This window comes from Erythrobacter alti, from assembly GCF_037996805.1.
In the GTDB taxonomy this organism is placed as follows: Bacteria; Pseudomonadota; Alphaproteobacteria; order Sphingomonadales; family Sphingomonadaceae; genus Alteraurantiacibacter; species Alteraurantiacibacter alti.
The window spans coordinates 47,179-64,163 of record NZ_JBBNAX010000008.1; the positions used below are offsets into that span (position 1 = coordinate 47,179).

At 62.4% G+C, this 16,985-nt stretch carries 16 protein-coding genes; 8 read left to right on the top strand and 8 right to left on the bottom strand.

The genetic code is table 11. The annotated features are described in order from the left end of the window. Nucleotides 1-101 precede the first annotated feature (101 nt). The 7 genes from hisS to AAC850_RS10065 all read left to right on the top strand — a co-directional run bounded on the left by hisS (nucleotide 102) and on the right by AAC850_RS10065 (nucleotide 8,370). Nucleotides 102-1,346, top strand: coding sequence for a histidine--tRNA ligase (gene hisS / locus AAC850_RS10035; protein WP_340588612.1), 1,245 nt, complete (start codon nucleotides 102-104; stop codon nucleotides 1,344-1,346). Beyond that, the gene (gene prfA, locus AAC850_RS10040; protein WP_340588613.1) at nucleotides 1,343-2,410 is read left to right on the top strand and encodes a peptide chain release factor 1; all 1,068 of its coding nucleotides are present in this window, start codon (nucleotides 1,343-1,345) and stop codon (nucleotides 2,408-2,410) included. Before hisS ends, prfA begins: the two co-directional genes overlap by 4 nt. Then, complete coding sequence (gene prmC, locus AAC850_RS10045; RefSeq protein ID WP_340588614.1) at nucleotides 2,407-3,258, top strand: peptide chain release factor N(5)-glutamine methyltransferase; 852 nt, start codon at nucleotides 2,407-2,409, stop codon at nucleotides 3,256-3,258. Before prfA ends, prmC begins: the two co-directional genes overlap by 4 nt. 198 nt (nucleotides 3,259-3,456) lie before the next feature. After that, nucleotides 3,457-4,197, top strand: coding sequence for a DUF4167 domain-containing protein (locus tag AAC850_RS10050; protein ID WP_340588615.1), 741 nt, complete (start codon nucleotides 3,457-3,459; stop codon nucleotides 4,195-4,197). A 41-nt stretch (nucleotides 4,198-4,238) separates the two neighbouring features. Next, nucleotides 4,239-5,843 (top strand): apolipoprotein N-acyltransferase, encoded by a 1,605-nt coding sequence (gene lnt / locus AAC850_RS10055; protein WP_340588616.1) that lies wholly within the window; start codon nucleotides 4,239-4,241, stop codon nucleotides 5,841-5,843. Nucleotides 5,844-5,891: 48 nt separating this feature from the next. Then, a complete protein-coding gene (metK, locus tag AAC850_RS10060) occupies nucleotides 5,892-7,100 on the top strand; it encodes a methionine adenosyltransferase (protein WP_340588617.1) in 1,209 nt (402 codons plus the stop codon). Between the two features lie 13 nt (nucleotides 7,101-7,113). After that, nucleotides 7,114-8,370, top strand: a complete 1,257-nt coding sequence (locus AAC850_RS10065) for a DUF418 domain-containing protein (RefSeq protein WP_422723193.1) — start codon at nucleotides 7,114-7,116, stop codon at nucleotides 8,368-8,370. Here AAC850_RS10065 and AAC850_RS10070 read toward each other — a convergent pair. The 8 genes from AAC850_RS10070 to AAC850_RS10105 all read right to left on the bottom strand — a co-directional run bounded on the left by AAC850_RS10070 (nucleotide 8,360) and on the right by AAC850_RS10105 (nucleotide 14,218). Next, entirely contained in the window at nucleotides 8,360-9,625 is a 1,266-nt protein-coding gene (locus tag AAC850_RS10070) for a spinster family MFS transporter (protein WP_340588620.1), read from the bottom strand. The genes AAC850_RS10065 and AAC850_RS10070 overlap by 11 nt on opposite strands. 108 nt (nucleotides 9,626-9,733) lie before the next feature. After that, entirely contained in the window at nucleotides 9,734-10,108 is a 375-nt protein-coding gene (locus AAC850_RS10075; protein WP_340588621.1) for a hypothetical protein, read from the bottom strand. Between the two features lie 12 nt (nucleotides 10,109-10,120). Continuing rightward, nucleotides 10,121-10,603, bottom strand: coding sequence for a hypothetical protein (locus AAC850_RS10080; RefSeq protein ID WP_340588622.1), 483 nt, complete (start codon nucleotides 10,601-10,603; stop codon nucleotides 10,121-10,123). A 79-nt stretch (nucleotides 10,604-10,682) separates the two neighbouring features. After that, entirely contained in the window at nucleotides 10,683-11,237 is a 555-nt protein-coding gene (locus tag AAC850_RS10085) for a GbsR/MarR family transcriptional regulator (RefSeq protein WP_340588623.1), read from the bottom strand. 86 nt (nucleotides 11,238-11,323) lie between these two features. Next, entirely contained in the window at nucleotides 11,324-12,025 is a 702-nt protein-coding gene (locus tag AAC850_RS10090) for a glutathione S-transferase family protein (protein ID WP_340588624.1), read from the bottom strand. Continuing rightward, complete coding sequence (locus AAC850_RS10095; RefSeq protein ID WP_340588626.1) at nucleotides 12,015-12,650, bottom strand: CoA transferase subunit B; 636 nt, start codon at nucleotides 12,648-12,650, stop codon at nucleotides 12,015-12,017. Before AAC850_RS10095 ends, AAC850_RS10090 begins: the two co-directional genes overlap by 11 nt. Nucleotides 12,651-12,660: 10 nt before the next feature. Continuing rightward, a complete protein-coding gene (locus tag AAC850_RS10100) occupies nucleotides 12,661-13,458 on the bottom strand; it encodes a hypothetical protein (RefSeq protein ID WP_340588627.1) in 798 nt (265 codons plus the stop codon). 40 nt (nucleotides 13,459-13,498) lie between these two features. Then, the gene (locus AAC850_RS10105) at nucleotides 13,499-14,218 is read right to left on the bottom strand and encodes a CoA transferase subunit A (RefSeq protein WP_340588628.1); all 720 of its coding nucleotides are present in this window, start codon (nucleotides 14,216-14,218) and stop codon (nucleotides 13,499-13,501) included. Nucleotides 14,219-14,654: 436 nt separating this feature from the next. Between AAC850_RS10105 and AAC850_RS10110 the strand changes: the two genes are divergently transcribed. Continuing rightward, nucleotides 14,655-16,961, top strand: coding sequence for a CDC48 family AAA ATPase (locus AAC850_RS10110; RefSeq protein ID WP_340588629.1), 2,307 nt, complete (start codon nucleotides 14,655-14,657; stop codon nucleotides 16,959-16,961). The last annotated feature ends 24 nt before the right edge of the window (nucleotides 16,962-16,985 follow it).

Genomic DNA, 16,985 nt, shown 5'->3' on the forward strand with positions numbered 1-16,985 from the left:
CCAGCCGCTAGGCTGAAAAATCGACGCGCACCTAGCGCAACCCTTATGCATTGGCGAGAGGGGATTTGCGATTCATACGAAGGTCGGTAAGGGCTGCGTCCATGGCAAAAGGCAAAACCCCCCAGGCGATACGCGGTACGCAGGACATTTTCGGCGCAGATGCGGAGGCGTTTGCCTTCGTCGCCGAGACATTCGAACGGGTGCGCAAGCTCTATCGCTTCCGCCGCGTGGAAATGCCGGTGTTCGAAAAGACCGAGGTTTTCAGCCGCGCAATCGGCGAGACGACCGATGTTGTGTCGAAGGAAATGTACTCGTTCGAGGATCGCGGCGGGGACTCGCTGACACTGCGGCCCGAATTCACCGCAGGGATCGCGCGTGCCTATCTTACCAACGGCTGGCAGCAGCACGCGCCGCTCAAGGTGGCGACGCACGGCCCGCTGTTCCGTTACGAGCGCCCGCAAAAGGGTCGCTACCGCCAGTTCCACCAGCTCGACGCCGAGATCATCGGCGCGGCCGAACCGCAGGCGGACGTGGAATTGCTGGCGATGGCCGACCAATTGCTCAGGGAATTGGGTATCGAGGGTGTGACCTTGCACCTCAACACGCTGGGCGATGGCGACAGCCGCGAAGCATGGCGCGCCGCGCTGGTCGAGTATTTCAGCGCGGTGAAGGGCGAGCTTTCCGAAGATTCGCAGGAGCGGCTGGAGAAGAACCCGCTACGCATTCTCGATTCCAAGGACCGCCGCGACCGGAAATTCGTCGCCGATGCGCCCAAGATCGATGCCTTCCTGTCCGATGAGGCCAAGGCCTTCTTCGAGGCCGTGACCAGCGGGCTGGATGCAGCAGGCGTCAAATGGAAGCGCGCCGAGAGCCTTGTGCGCGGGCTGGACTATTACCGCCACACCGCGTTTGAATTCATTCCCGACGAAGGCTCGGCAGCCGCCGATGCCTTGGGCTCGCAGAGCACGATTCTGGGCGGCGGGCGCTATGACGGACTGATGGAATCACTCGGCGGCGCGCCGACACCTGCGGTCGGCTGGGCCGCGGGTATCGAGCGGCTTGCTATGTTGGTGGGGGACAAAGGCGAGACTCCCGCTGACGTTATTGTGGTTGTCGAGGAAGATGACGAGGGAAGTCACGCAAAGGCTTCATTTTTGCTATCCTTATTGAGGAGCGAAGGCTTCACCACAGAGTTGATTGCGTCAGGATCTCCTCGAAAGCGCTACGACAAGGCAGTAAAAAAATCCCCAAACGTGCTGGTTTCGTTAAGGTCGGGTGGTGACAGCTCAAACGTGAGCGGGGATGCAGATCGCAAGCTGCTCGACATTATCGATCGTATTACATGACCATCCCCGCCGAACGCCTGCGACAGATCGCCAATCGCTTTGCCGAGCTTGAGGCGCGCATGGCGTCGGGCCAGCTTGAGGGCGAGGAATTTGTCCAGGCGAGCCGCGACTATGCCGAGCTGGAGCCGGTCGCCAAGTCGGCGGCCGAAGTACAGGCCATGCGCGAGGAAATCGCCGGGCTGGAGGAGATGCTCTCCGATCCCGAGATGAAGGCCATGGCGGAGGAGGAGCTTGCCTCGCTGCGTAAGGACTTGCCACAGGTCGAACGTGCGCTGGCGCTGGCGATGCTGCCCAAAGACAGCGCCGATGCGCGGCCTGCCATGCTTGAGATACGCGCAGGAACGGGCGGCGACGAAGCCGCGCTGTTCGCGGGCGATTTGTTCCGCATGTACGAGAAATTCGCCGCCGAGCAGGGCTGGAAAGTCGAGCCGGTCAGCATGGCCGCGGCCGATGTCGGCGGGTTCAAGGAAATTGTCGCCAACATCAAGGGCACGGGCGTTTTCGCCAAGCTCAAGTTCGAAAGCGGCGTCCACCGCGTGCAGCGCGTGCCGGTCACCGAAAGCGGCGGGCGTATCCACACCAGCGCGGCAACCGTCGCGGTGCTGCCCGAGCCGACCGAGGTCGACGTAAGCATCGACGAGAACGATTTGCGGATCGACATCTACCGCTCGAGCGGTGCAGGCGGACAGCACGTCAACACCACCGACAGCGCGGTGCGCATCACCCACGTTCCCACCGGGATTGTCGTGGCGATGCAGGACGAGCGCAGCCAGCACAAAAACCGCGACAAGGCGATGAAAGTGCTGCGCGCGCGCTTGTATGAGCAGCGCCGCGAGGAAGCGCATGGTGCCGAGGCCGAGGCGCGCAAGGCGATGGTCGGCAGCGGCGACCGCTCCGAACGCATTCGGACGTATAATTTCCCACAAGGCCGCGTCACCGATCACCGCATCGGGCTGACGCTGCACAAGCTCGACGAAGTGCTCGCCGGGCCGGGCCTGCGCGAATTGACCGACGCGCTGATCGCCGAGGACGAGGCCAAGCGGCTGGCGGCGATGGATACGTGACCATCACCAATGCGCTGCGCGAGGCCGCCGCGCAATTGTCCGCCACCAGCGACACCGCCCGCCTCGATGCCGAATTGCTGATGGCCCATGCGCTGGGCATTTCGCGCTCCGACCTGCTGTTGCGGCATATGGCCGAAAGCGCGCCCGATGCTTTTTTCAGCATGGTGAAGCGCCGGGCTGCGAATGAGCCTGTGGCACACATCATCGGTAAGCAGGAATTCTACGGCCGCGAGTTTATCGTAACCCCCGATGTCCTGATCCCGCGCCCCGACAGCGAGAGCGTGGTGCAGGCCGCGCTCGATGCGGCGCCCACTCCTAAGCGCGTGCTCGACTGCGGCACCGGCTCTGGCGCGCTGCTGCTCACGCTGCTGGCCGAGCGGCCCCCGGCGCAGGGCGTGGGTGTCGACAGCTCGCCTGCCGCGCTCGAGGTGGCGCAGCGCAATGCTCTCAATCTCGACATGGCGGACCGGGCGCAAATGCTGCTCGCCGACTGGACTCAGCCCGGTTGGGCGGACAATCTTGGCCGCTTCGACCTGATTATCGCCAACCCGCCCTATGTCGAGGACGATGCCGAGCTGGCCCCCGATGTGCGCGAATATGAGCCATCGCGGGCGTTGTTCTCCGGGCCGGAGGGGCTGGACGACTACCGCATATTGATCCCGCAACTGCCGCAATTGTTGACAGAATCGGGCGTTGCGGTGTTGGAAATCGGACACAAACAGGCCGCTGCTGTTGCGAAAATAGCTGAAACACAAGGGTTTGGCACCGAAGCGCGGGAAGACCTCGCCGGGCGTGACCGCGCGATTGTGCTGCGATTAAGGCTTGGCAAAGGCGAATCGAGTAGCTAACTCTTGAATCAGGCCTCGGTTGCAGGGAATTGCCCGGGTCCTGAACTCCTACATTTGCCTGGCAGGGGGCGGTTTCTCGCTTCCATTGGTGCAGATGATAGGCGAGCTGGCATCCGTGTGGGATGCGCTCGGTAAATTTGGTCATCTGATCGCAAGCGGCCTTGGTGTCGCCGATCGAGACAGGGAAGCGGAATTCCTTTGAACAGCAATCGTAACAACAATCGTCGCCGTGGTCGCGGGTCAAACCGTGGGGGTGGAAATCCCAACCAGGCCAACCGGATCGACAGTCGGTCGCGCGGCAATGCGCCGCAGATGCTCGACAAGTACAAGAAGCTGGCGCACGAAGCCTCGCTGAATGATGACCGGGTGCAAACCGAATATTACCTGCAATTCGCGGATCACTATTTCCGCGTGCTGGCCGACATCAAGGCGCAGAAGGACGAACAGCGTGCCAAGCGCGAAGGCGACCGCGGGCAGGACAATTCCGACGATGATGACGATGATGACAATGATCGCCGGAGCAACCGCAAGGCACGCGGAAACGATCGTGACAATGATCGGGATGATGACCGCGATAGCGACCGGGACAACGACCGCGACGATGATCGCAAACCGCGCCGCAACAGCCGCTCACGCAAGGTTGCGAACGAGCCGGTAGAAGGCAATGAGGGTGACGAAGGCAACCAGGCAGACGGTGAAAACCCGTTCACCGCCGATGCGCCCAAGGCAAAGCCCGCTCGCAAGCCCCGCGCACCGCGCAAGAAGGCCGTGACCGAAGAAGCTGTCGAGAACGACGGCAGCCTCGATCCTTCCATGCTCCCGCCCGCCATCGCACGTGCGAGCGCGGACGAGGATGAAGCGCCCAAGGCGAAGAAGGGCCTGCGGCCCCGCCGTCCGCGTGACGAAGACGGGGAAGATTCGCTCAAAGCCGTCGGCTGACCAGCCGGTATAACGCAAGGCGGGGCAGAGGCGTATCGCACATGACGTCAACGGGTCGCTTGCTTCCGATCATCGATTACGCACCGACGCGTAGCTGGCTTTGGGCGCTTGCGCTCGGGCTCCTGTCGGCGACCGGATTCGAGCCGCTTGGGCTATGGCCGCTCGCGCTGGTAGCCGCCGGACTGTTTATCTTGCTGGCGGCGCATTCACAGAGCTGGAAACAGGCCGCGTGGCTGGGCTGGCTGTTCGGCTGGTCGCACTTCACGCTCGGCAACAGCTGGATCGCCACGGCCTTTACTTACCAGGCGGAAATGCCCGCCGTGCTCGGTTGGGCCGCGGTGCCGCTTCTCGCGGTCTATCTCGCGATATATCCCGCACTGGCCGCGCTCGCAGCACATGCGATCGTCCGGAAAGGCCCGCTGTGGGCCTACGCCATCAGCTTCGCCGGCGCGTGGATCGTTACCGAATGGCTGCGAAGCTGGGTTTTTACCGGCTATGCTTGGAACCCCTTTGCCATGGTGCTGCTTGGCCCATTCGACCGGCCCGGCCTTGCCGCGCTGTCGCCGGTAATGGGCACATATGCGCTTTCGGGCGTGGCCATGCTGCTTGGCGGCGCGCTGATCCTGCTGGCGGCAGAGCGGCGCTTGCGCGTGCTCGCGCTGGTGGCGGCCCTTGTCGTGACGGGCATGTACTGGCCGGCATCGCCCCCGCGCGAGGGCGAGTTGCTTGTCACAATCGTGCAGCCCGACATCAGGCAGGACAGCCTCAACGATCCGCGCGCTTTCGAGGCAAATTTCCAGAAGCTGGCGCGGCACTCGTTGCCGCAAGACACTTCAGAAACGCGCCCGCGTATCGTGCTCTGGCCCGAGAGCGGGATGGTCGATTACCTGCGCGAAGGATATCCGCAGGCCTATTACGACCAGACCACCGCCATGGGCAGTCCGAGCTTTGCGCGTCGCAGGCTCGGCCTGACCGTCGGGGAGGGCAGCTTGCTGCTGACCGGTGCGGTCGATCTGGAAATCGGCGAGGATGACAGCGGCGTGCTCCGTGCGCTGGGTGCGCGCAACGCCGTCACCGCCGTCTCGTCCGAGGGCGAGCTGCTTGGTGGTTACGACAAGGCGCATCTGGTGCCCTATGGCGAATATCTGCCGATGCGCGAGTTGCTGGAACCGTTGGGGCTTTCGCGGCTGGTTGCAGGCTCTATCGATTTCTGGCCCGGACCCGGTCCGCAAACACTCGACCTGCGTGATTACGGCAAGGCCGGAATGCAAATCTGCTACGAGATTGTCTTTTCAGGGCAAGTAACCGATCCCGCCATGCGCCCCGACTACATTTTCAACCCGTCCAACGATGGCTGGTTCGGAGCATCGGGTCCGCCGCAGCACCTAGCCCAAGCGCGGATGCGCGCGATCGAGGAAGGCTTGCCCGTGCTGCGTGCGACCACTACCGGCATCAGCGCGGTGATCGATGCACGCGGGGTCGTGCGTCAACATCTTGGCCAGTATGTCGAGGGCCGCATCGACGCTGTCGTGCCGCCCTCTGCGCCGCCCACGTTGTTTGCACGGACGGGCAATATACTACCGCTTATCTGGGCCGTTGTTTTTCTGCTTGCAGCTTTCGTTGCCATGCGCCGCACAGGCCGTTAGAGCCGCCCACCGAACTCATTATAATTTCACGAGAAGGCAATCTCCAACATGCGCCAATCCTACCTGTTTACGTCCGAAAGCGTCTCCGAAGGCCATCCGGACAAGGTTTCCGACCAGATTTCCGATGCCATTGTCGACATGATGCTGGCCAAGGACCCTGAAGCGCGGGTCGCTTGCGAAACATTGACGGCAACGCAGCGCATCGTGCTGGCGGGCGAGGTGCGTTGCAAGGGCGTGTACGAGAACGGCGAATGGGCAAATGGCGCGCTCGAGGAAATCGAGGCCATCGCCCGCCGGACGGTGCGCGAAATCGGATATGAGCAGGACGGTTTCCACTGGGAAACGCTGACGCTGGAAAACCACCTCCACGGCCAGAGCGCGCATATCGCGCAGGGCGTGGATGCCAGCGGCAACAAGGATGAAGGCGCAGGCGACCAGGGCATCATGTTCGGGTTCGCTTGTGATGAAACGCCCGACCTCATGCCCGCGACGCTCGATTACAGCCACAAGATCCTGCACCGCATGGCCACCGACCGCAAGAGCGGTGCAGCGCCATTCCTCGAGCCCGACAGCAAGAGCCAGGTCACGCTGCGTTACGAAAACGGCAAGCCGGTCGAGTGCACTGCCGTTGTCGTCTCCACCCAGCATTCCGAAGGCTATGACGAGGGCGACAAGGAAGCCGAGCTGCACGCCTATGTGAAGGGCGTGGTGGGCGACATCCTGCCCGACGGGCTGATCACCGATAATACCGTGTGGCACATCAACCCGACCGGCAGCTTCGTGATCGGCGGCCCCGATGGCGATGCCGGCCTTACGGGTCGCAAGATCATCGTCGACACCTATGGCGGCGCTTCGCCCCACGGCGGCGGCGCCTTCAGCGGCAAGGATCCGACCAAGGTCGATCGCAGCGCCGCCTATATCACGCGCTATCTCGCCAAAAACATCGTTGCCGCCGGGTTGGCAACGCGCTGCACAATCCAGCTCGCCTACGCCATCGGTGTGAGCGCGCCACTGTCGCTCTATGTCGACACCCACGGCACGGGCAGCGTCGATGATGCCGCGCTTGAAGATGCCATTCGCGGTATCGAGAAGCTGGGCGGTCTGACCCCGCGCGGCATCCGCACGCATCTCGGCCTCAATAAGCCGATCTACCGCCCGAGTGCAGCCTACGGCCATTTCGGTCGCACGGCTGAAGGTGACTACTTCCCCTGGGAACGCACCGACCTCGTGGACGATCTGAAGGCCGCAGTAGCCTGATACGGGGAGGCGGATGGTGAGCGCCGACGGAACGCCGCTCACCACCGCGCCCTTGCCTCACAAGGATCGCGTCATCGCGCTCGACGCCTTGCGCGGACTGGCGGTGATCGGCATCGTGCCGATGAACGTCATCGCCTTCTCCATGCCACCGGCCGCCTATTTCAATCCGCGCAGCTATGGCGGGGACGGACCGCTCGAGGTGGCGCTATGGGCGGTTTCCTTTCTGCTGATCGAAGACAAGTTCCGCACGCTGTTCGCCATGATGTTCGGCGCGGGCGTGGCGATCCTGCTGGGCAAGGCGAGCGCACATCCGCTGCGCGGTCACTATGCGCGCATGCTGGTCTTGCTCGCCATTGCCATGCTCCACGCGATCATGCTCGCCAACAATGACGTGCTGCGAAGCTATGCGGTTGCCGGAATGCTTCTGCCGGTGGCGATTGGCTGGCGGGTTCGCACCTTGCTGTGGGCGGCAGCTGCGATCATGGCTGGGCAGTTTCTGGTGTCCGGATGGTTTGCGTGGGACTGGCTCGCCTACTGGTACGAGCGGGCGAGCGGCGCGCTGGTTGATCCGGCGGCGCAGATGCAGGCCGAGAGTGATTATGGCTACAACCCGCAAGCCATCGCCGCAGCTACCGAGCGGGCGAGCGATGCGCTGGGCGAACGGATCGTGCGGCGCGTTGGCGAATTTCCGCAGCAAGCGACATTCGTTGTAGCGTCGCTGCCATCGACGATTGCGGCCATGCTGGCAGGTGTTGCGCTGTGGCGAAGCGGCCTCTTGGCCGGTCAATGGCCTGCATCGCGCGCATACGCTTTGGCAGCACGATGCGCCGTGATCGCGCTGCCGATCCTCGCCGCGCTGGCTGTATGGACCATTGCCACCGGTTTCGATCCCATCGTCACCACGGCAAACGCCATTGTGTGGAGCGCTCTATTCGACATGTTGGCTGGCATCGGCTGGGCGGCGTTGGCGATGGCGCTATTCGGCGGAGCCCTGCGTGATAGCAAAGTAACTGCGCGGCTGGCCGCTACCGGGCGGCTGGCGCTGACCAATTACCTTGCCACCAGCCTGGTCTTCGCGCTGTTGTTCCTGGGTTGGGGGTACGGACTGTTCGGTGAAGTGAGCCGCGGCCAGGCGTTGTTGCTCGCGCTCATCCCGGTCGTGCTCATGCTAGGATGGTCACCGCTCTGGCTCGCCCACTTCAGGCAGGGGCCGGCGGAATGGTTGTGGCGCAGCCTCGCCAGCGGATCGCGGCTGGCGCTCAGGCGCTGACTGTCCGCACGCTCGCTGTGTCCCTTGCCAGGTGCCGTGCAGCGATGAAGTAATGCGCAGCGGCCCACAGATAGACCATACCGCTCACCGCCATTGCCAACGCCAGCCCTTCGCCCGCGCCGTATTCCTTGGCAAAGCGGTCGCTCATCAGGCCCACAAGCGTCGGTCCGAGGCCGCCTGCGAGCGTGTAGATGCCGTTGAGCGTGGCCGAAGCGGTGGCACGCATTCGCGGATGCATCAAGTTCTGGATCGTCGCGAAAGTGATGCCGAGATAGCTGAGCGTCAGGAAGATCGAGCCTGCGAGGCAGACGAGTAGCAGCGACAGATTGTCCTGCATGATGGCAAACGCGCCAAGCGGCCCGCCAATCGCGAGACCTATCCCGGGGATCAGCGCATAGGCGCCAGGATTGCGCTCGCCCAGCCGGTCTCCCAACCAGCCGGCACCGACGATGGAAAGCGCGGCGGGCAGGCTTGCCAGCACCCCGGTATAAAGCCCCGCCTCCGCCAGCCCCATGTCGAATTTGCGGACCAGCAGAGAGGCGAAGAAGAAGTTGAGCGCATAGCTCAGCCCTGCAGCGATGAAGGAGCCGACGACGAGGTGGCGCGCGCTCGGCAGGCTCCACATGCGCTTCACGAAGTCCGAGATCGGCGGGACCTCGTCGCTCGATCCGGCATCGAACTGGCCGCGCTTGGGTTCGGCGACGAAGACATAGGCGACGATCCCGAGAATGAATCCGGGGATCGCGGCAACCAGGAAGGTCGCCTGCCAGCCGAATTCCTGCGCCACCCAGCCGCCGCCGACAAAGCCGATGAATGCGCCCATCGGCGGGGACAGCAGCAGGATCGAAATGGCCAGCCCGCGCTTGTTGGCGGGGAAATAGTCGGAGATGACGGACTGGTTGGGAGGCAGGCCGATGGCCTCGCCAAGTCCCACACCCATGCGCGCGACAAGCAATTGCACCCAGCTTCCTGCCGCTCCGCACAGCGCCGTGGCAACTGACCAGATGGTGACACCCGAAGCGATCAGCGTGAGGCGGCGAACCCGCTCGGCAAAACGCGCGGTGACAAATCCGCCCAGCACGTTGAGCCCGGCAAAGGCCCATCCCATGAGCGAAACCTGCACGTCCGACAGGCCGAATTCGGCCTTCACCGGCTCGACCAGCACGTTGACCACGATCCGGTCGATAAAGCCGACCGTGGCGATGGCGGCGAGCACGGCCAGGGCGAACCATGGAGAATTGCGCCGGGTTTTCATGCAGAAGCTCTCACCGCATCACGCATAGACCGCACCGCGCACGAAACGGAAACGAAAATGGCGGCTCCACCGGGGAAGCCGGCATTAAGCGTGTTGCAGTGGCGATTGTCAGGCGGTCGCAACGCCCTTGTTCTCACGCACCCAATGCCCAACCTTGCGGCCGAACTTGGCAATCGCGTGCATGTTGAAGAAGTGCCAGAAGCCCAGCACCAGCACGGCAAGGCCGACCTTGGTCGCGACGAAGCGGATCGCCTCGGCATAGCTGGTCGGCTCTGCGCCGAGGCTGATGGTCAGCAGGATGAAGCCGATGTTGACGAGGTAGAAGCCCACCACCAGCAAGTGATTGGTGCTGCGTGCGAGCACTTCGTCATGGCCGAAGCAATCCACCAGGAACACCTCGCCGTTCTTGCTGAGGGTACGCGCCACCCAAGCAGTCATGGCGATGGCGATGACGAGATAGGCAAGATAGCTGACTTCGATCATTGGTCTTCTCCTTCAGTAAAGCAGTTCGTGAATGGAATTGGGCCGGGCTTCGTCCGCGTGCTCTTCGGGAGGAGCGAAGGATGTCTCAGGGTTGGCCTGCGCGTGGCGATAGTCGCCCCAGATGCTTCCGGTCAGCACCCCGGCAACCATTCCCGGAACGGCAAGGATCGCGCCAACGGCAATATGTTCGAAGAAGACGACCAGCGGGATTAAGGCTCCGAGCAGCAAACCTGCAACGGCATAGGTTCTGCGGCACTCGCTATCTGTCGCGCACAAGTATACCGTCAGCGGGAGCCCGAAAACAAGCGATGCGAGCAGCGTCACCATGCCGGTGATCGCGACGGGCGCGAGGGCAAGCCAGAGGCCCTCGATCAGATAGTCTTGCAGCATCATCGCAGCCCCGGTCGGAATGCTGAGCCAGATAAAAAACAGGCTCCCTCCGAGCGTTCCGCCACCGACGGCGCGGAAAAATTGGGCGATATCTCTTTTTGTCACATTCCTGTCCTTTCAGGAAATTCAGAAATCTATGATCGTGATACGGGGTTTGGTTTGCTCTTTCTAAGTCTGGATGATTTCAGTGCTTGGTCGGCTTCGTGCCGCGAGAGGGGATGAGGCGGGCGACCTTGCCGCCCAGTCTCATCAGCGAGACTAGAGTGGATTTGGGCAGGCGGCGCACGTCTTCATACCACGCCCCCAGCGTGCCGAGGAATTCGTGCATCCGGCCTATCCGCTCCTGAACATGCTTGGGCACATCCGTGCGGCCCTTCAACTGTTCGGACAGTTCGGCCAGCACCTGGATGGTCGGGTCGATCTCGCGCTTCTTGCGCTCGACCACGATCTTCATCAGCATGTCCCACAGATCGGTTTCGGCGGTAAAGTGATCGCGCCTGTCGCCGACTACGTGGCCGCGCCTGACGATGCCGTAGCCCTGCAATTCCTTGAGACCGGTCGAGACATTGCTGCGCGCCAGGCCCAGTGTCTCGCAGATCTCCTCTGCATTAAGCGGGCGATCCGACAGGTAAAGCAGCGCGTGGATCTGGCTGACCGAGCGGTTCACCCCCCAATGCGTGCCCATTTCTCCCCAGTGAAGAATAAAAGCTTCGGCCTCGGGGATGTCGGTAACTTTCACGACTCGGGTGCGCCTTTCTCAATTTCTGTAATTTCAGAAATACAGGAATAGGCTTTTCGGGCAAAAGCTTTTTTTCAAAAAAGCCCTCAGTCTGTCCGAAAGTCCTCGACCAGTTTGCCGCTTGCGCCGATCTCGCTCTCGTGGCTCGGCTCGCGCCAGCTTTCGGCCAATGCCTCGGTCTCCCACTGCTGCATCGCCGGGTGCGCAAGTACACGCTCGACCCACTTCTGCCCGCGCCCGAAGTCCAATCCATGTGTTCGCACGCGGAAGGCAACGGGGGCGAAGAACGCGTCGAGCGCGGTGAGGTCGGGTCCGGCGAGCCAGGGTCCGTCGAAGCGATCGAGCCCTTCCTCGAACAGCTCTTTCAACCGCGCGACGTCCTTTTCGAGCGCTGCATCGTGCGCAGCCATCCTTACCCGAACGCCGACATTCATCGGGCACTGGTTGCGAAGTGCAGAGAACCCGCCGTGCATTTCGGTCACTCCGCAGATGGCAAAAGCGCGCGCCGTCTCGTCTCGCGGCCAGATGCCATCGTGCCGCTCTGCCAGATAAAGCACGATGCCGAGCGAATCCCACACGGTACGCTCGCCATCTAAGAGGACCGGCACTTGCCCGGTCGGAGAGAAAGCGCGGAACGCCTCGTAATTCACCGCCTGCGTGAACGGTTTGATCCGATCGGCGAATGGGATGCCCAGCGCCTTCATCAACACCCAGGGCCGCAGCGACCAGCTCGAATAATTCCGATTCGCTGTGATGAGCGTGTAATTGCCCATGTCGTTAGCTGACATACTCCGCAGTCGTCTTTTCTGCGACTTCCTCGGCGCTCACGCCCGGCGCGAGCTCGACCAGCTTGAACGGGCTCTGGTGATCGGACCGGCGGAATACGGCGAGATCTGTGATGATCATGTCGACCACGTTCTGGCCTGTCAGCGGCAGGGTGCATTCGGGGATGAACTTGGGGTCGCCGTGCTTGGAAGTGTGCTCCATCACGACGATGATCTTCTTCACGCCCGCGACCAGGTCCATCGCGCCGCCCATTCCCTTGATCATCTTTCCAGGGATCATCCAGTTGGCGATATCGCCGTTCTGCGCCACTTCCATCGCGCCCAGGACGGTCAGGTCGATATGCCCGCCGCGGATCATGCCGAAACTGGTGGCGCTGTCGAAATAGGCGCTGTGCGGCAGTTCGCTGATAGTCTGCTTGCCCGCATTGATAAGATCGGCGTCAACCTCGTCCTCGTAAGGGAAAGGCCCGATGCCGAGCATTCCGTTCTCGCTCTGCAAGGTCACCTGCATACCTTCGGGAATGTGGTTGGCGACCAGCGTGGGAATGCCGATGCCGAGGTTGACGTAATAGCCGTCTTCCAGCTCCTGCGCCGCGCGGGCAGCCATTTCATCACGGGTCCAGGCCATTAGATTTCCTTCAGTCGAGGGGATTGGGAATGAGAAACCATCCGTCGCCGATCATCGGCTCGAGGCCGCCAGCTGCAGATGGATCGATAAGGTAGATATAGAGGTCGTCGAAATCGCGGCGGTCGTCACCAGCAATCGCGATAAGGCAATGGGTTTCAAGCAAGGCCTGCCGTCGCGCCTGCTTGCGCTCTCCGGGGAAGCGCTGGACGAACAAGGGGTCGCGCCCGGTGGGATCGAGCCGGGATTCGATCAGGCGGCGGCGGATCGCGCCTGCGTCTTGCGGTTCGCGGTCGGTGATCCAGGCGATGGCGACTCCTTGGCTGCGCAGCGCATCGAGCGTGGGCACAAGCGCGGGATAGCGCTCCGCCCGGCCATCCAGCGCCATGAGTTCGTCCGCCGGGTCGAGGTCGATCAGGATGGCGGGCACCTCCGCCTCGCACCGGGCTCGGGTCGGCTGCAAGGTCGTCGGATCGGCAAGCAGGGCGGAGAACTGGCCGTCCATCCCGGCGGCGAGCGCGGTGGAGGTGTGGATGCGTAAATCGGCATAGGCGCCATCGAGCGGAGCGGGCGCAACAGGTGCGGGCAGCTCGCTCGTCTCGAGCAGCGCATACTCGCCGAGCGAGGCGATCGCGATGCTGTCCGGATCAATGTCGTTACCCTCTGCAATCGCTTGCCGCGTGCGTTCGCCCAGCACGGCCTTCCCGACCATCGCGCCGGTCGCCAGCAGCGGCACGGCCGCGGCGGCGAGCACGCAGCCCTGCAGGCCGAGCGTGGCGAGGCTAAGGGCGAGGGCACGGGTAAGCTTCAATTGGCGGGTCCGAAATCCTGCAACCGGTTAGGCGAAAGCACTATGCCGCCTTCCGCTCGCGCGTGGTGGTGAATTCGATCTTCTTGTCATAGGGCGCACCGACGATCATGCGCTGCACGAAGACGCCGGGAAGGTGGATGCAGTCGGGATCGAGCGATCCGGCGGGCACGATTTCTTCCACCTCGACCACGCAGATCTTGCCGCAGGTGGCGGCAGGCTGGTTGAAATTGCGTGCGGTCTTGCGAAACACGAGGTTGCCGGTCTCGTCAGCCTTCCAGGCCTTCACGATCGAAAGGTCGGCGAAGATGCCTTGCTCGAGGATAAAGTCCTCCGGCCCGTCACCCTTGTCGAAGCTCTTTACTTCCTTGCCCTCTGCGACCTGCGTGCCGACGCCGGTCTTGGTGTAGAAGCCGGGAATGCCCGCTCCGCCAGCGCGCATGCGTTCGGCCAGCGTGCCTTGCGGGCAGAATTCAACTTCCAATTCGCCGGAAAGGAATTGCCGCTCGAACTCCTTGTTCTCGCCAACGTAGGACGAGATCATCTTCCTGACCTGCTTTGTCCGCAACAGCTTGCCGATGCCTTCGTTGTCGATCCCGGCATTGTTGCTGGCAAAGGTGAGGCCAGTGACGCCGCTCGCCTGGATCGCGTCGAGCAACCGCTCGGGTATCCCGCACAAGCCAAATCCGCCGGCCGCAATCAGCATATCGTCTTTAAGGAGCCCGTCGAGGGCGGCGGCGGCATCGGAAAAGAGCTTCTGCATGGAGATTCCTTCGGCGATAGTTTTGTCGGACTCGGCAGTTAAAAGGTGGCGCCGGTTTTGTCACCCCATGGGCGTAATTGCTGCGCCGCACCAACACGTCTCCATCTAGGGCAGAAAAGCCATAAAATCAAAAAGTGAATCAGGTTTCAACTCTCGTTCAGATCTCTGAATAAGCGAGACAAATTCGGTAAGTTGCATCCTTTGCAACCGGCATTGACCTTTTCGCACTTGCGAAGAATGCCGCGCTGCAGCACATGTCTCCCTGCCTTTCAGGCATCCTCTCCCAAACTTTTATGGCCCGGTCGGCTTCGACCGGGCCTTTTTCTTTGCCCCTATTCCGACACGGTTCCGGCACATTGTCGGGGTTCGTAGGTTTGCATTAGCGTGGGTCCGTTCCTAGGTCCGCAGCACAGCAACAATGAGGGATAGGCAACGCATGGCCGAAAAAGACGCAGCGGCAATCGAAGAAGGCACGGTCCGGCTCCAGGTAGCGGCAGCCCGGCAGGAAGAGTCAGGCCGCGGCGTTGTGCGTATGCCGCGCAGCGCGTTTCAGGCGCTCGGCATTACCGAAGGCGATGCTGTCGAGATCGAAGGCAAGCGTGCCACCGTGGCGATTGCGGCGACAGCCTATGACGAGGATGAGGCGCTTGATGTCATCCGCCTCGATGGCCTCCAGCGCGGCAATGCCGAAGCATCCTCGGGCGAGCATGTGCTGGTGCGCCGCGCTGAAACCAAGCCGGCCTCCCGCGTCGTATTCGCCCCCGCGCAGCGCGAGATGCGCCTGCAGGGACCGACCGAGGCGCTCAAGCGGGTATTTTTCAAGAAACCGCTGACAGCTGGCGACCTTGTCGCCACGCATGGCCAGCAACCGGTCCAGAACGTGCCCGCCGAAGTACGCCGCATGTTCAACGCGCCCGCCTATGCCTTGACCCAGATCCGGTTGCAGGTCGTCTCCACCACTCCCAAGGGTATCGTCCACATCGACGAGACCACCGAAGTCGAGCTGCGCGCCGAGTTCGAAGAGCCGCGCGATGCGCGCGGCATGATCAATTACGACGATGTCGGCGGGATGGACGAAACCATTAAGCAATTGCGCGAAATGGTCGAATTGCCGCTGCGCTATCCCGAACTGTTCACCCGCCTTGGCGTCGATCCGCCCAAGGGCGTGTTGCTGCATGGCCCTCCCGGTACTGGCAAGACACGGCTTGCACAGGCGGTTGCGAACGAATCCGACGCAGAATTCTTCACCATCAACGGACCGGAAATCATGGGCAGCGCCTATGGCGAGAGCGAGAAGCGGTTGCGTGAAGTGTTCGAGGAAGCCGAACGCAGCCAGCCTGCCATTGTCTTCATCGACGAAATCGATTCGATCACGCCAAAGCGCCAGCAAACACAGGGCGAGGCCGAAAAACGGCTGGTTGCGCAGCTGCTAACCTTGATGGACGGGCTGCAGGCGCGGGCAAATCTGGTGGTGATCGCCGCCACCAATCGCCCCGATGCCATCGACGAGGCGCTGCGCCGTCCGGGTCGGTTCGATCGCGAAATCGTGATCGGCGTGCCCGACGACAACGGTCGCCGCGAGATCCTTGCCATTCACACGCGTGGTATGCCGCTCGGCCAGGGTGTCGACCTGATGGAACTGGCCCGATCCACCCACGGCTTTGTCGGCGCAGACCTTGCCGCACTTGCCCGCGAGGCAGCAATTGAATCGGTCCGGCGGATCATGCCCAAGATCGATCTCGAAGCGCGCGAAATTCCCGCCGAAGTGCTCGACGAACTCTGCGTCGAGAAGGGCGATTTCCGCGAAGCGCTGAAGCGCGTGCAGCCTTCTGCCATGCGCGAAGTCATGGTGCAGGCGCCGACCGTCGGCTGGAGCGATCTGGGCGGCCTGGACGAGGCCATCGACAAGCTCAAGGAGGGTGTCGAGCTCCCGCTCAAGAACCCGCAGGCATTCGACCAGCTGGGCATCCGCCCGGCCAAGGGTTTTCTTCTCTATGGCCCTCCCGGCACCGGCAAGACCTTGCTGGCAAAGGCGGTTGCCAAGGAGGCCGAGGCTAATTTTATCTCGATGAAAAGCTCCGACCTGCTGAGCAAGTGGTATGGCGAAAGCGAACAGCAGATTGCCAAGATGTTCGCCCGCGCCCGCGCCGTGGCGCCTTGCGTCATCTTCATCGACGAGATTGATTCACTGGTGCCCGCCCGCGGGTCCGGCGGTGGCGAACCGCAGGTCACTGCCCGCGTCGTCAACACCATCCTCGCCGAAATGGACGGGATGGAGGAACTTTCTTCCATCGTCGTAATCGGAGCCACCAACAGGCCCACGCTGGTCGATCCGGCACTGCTGCGTCCCGGTCGTTTCGACGAGCTGGTCTATGTCGGTGCGCCGAACAAGGAAGGGCGTGAGCACATCCTCAAGATCCACACTGCGAACATGCCCTTGGCTGACGATGTCGATCTGGCCGCGATTGCGGCCGAGGCAGAGCGGTTCACCGGTGCCGATCTGGAAGATGTGGTGCGCCGCGCCGGACTCAACGCGATTCGCCACTCCGAAGGGATGCCGGAGAACGTGACCAAGGCCAATTTTGAAGAGGCGATGAAGGACAGCCGCGCCACGGTGACCGAGAAGATGGAAGCCGAGTACAAGAAAATGAAGGGCGAGCTGAAGAAGCGCGCGATGGAAGTGAATCCGATCGGTTTCCTGACCGACGATATGCTTACATCGACGCGCGACCAGAAGCACTAGGTGCAGGTCTTGCCGGGAGACTCA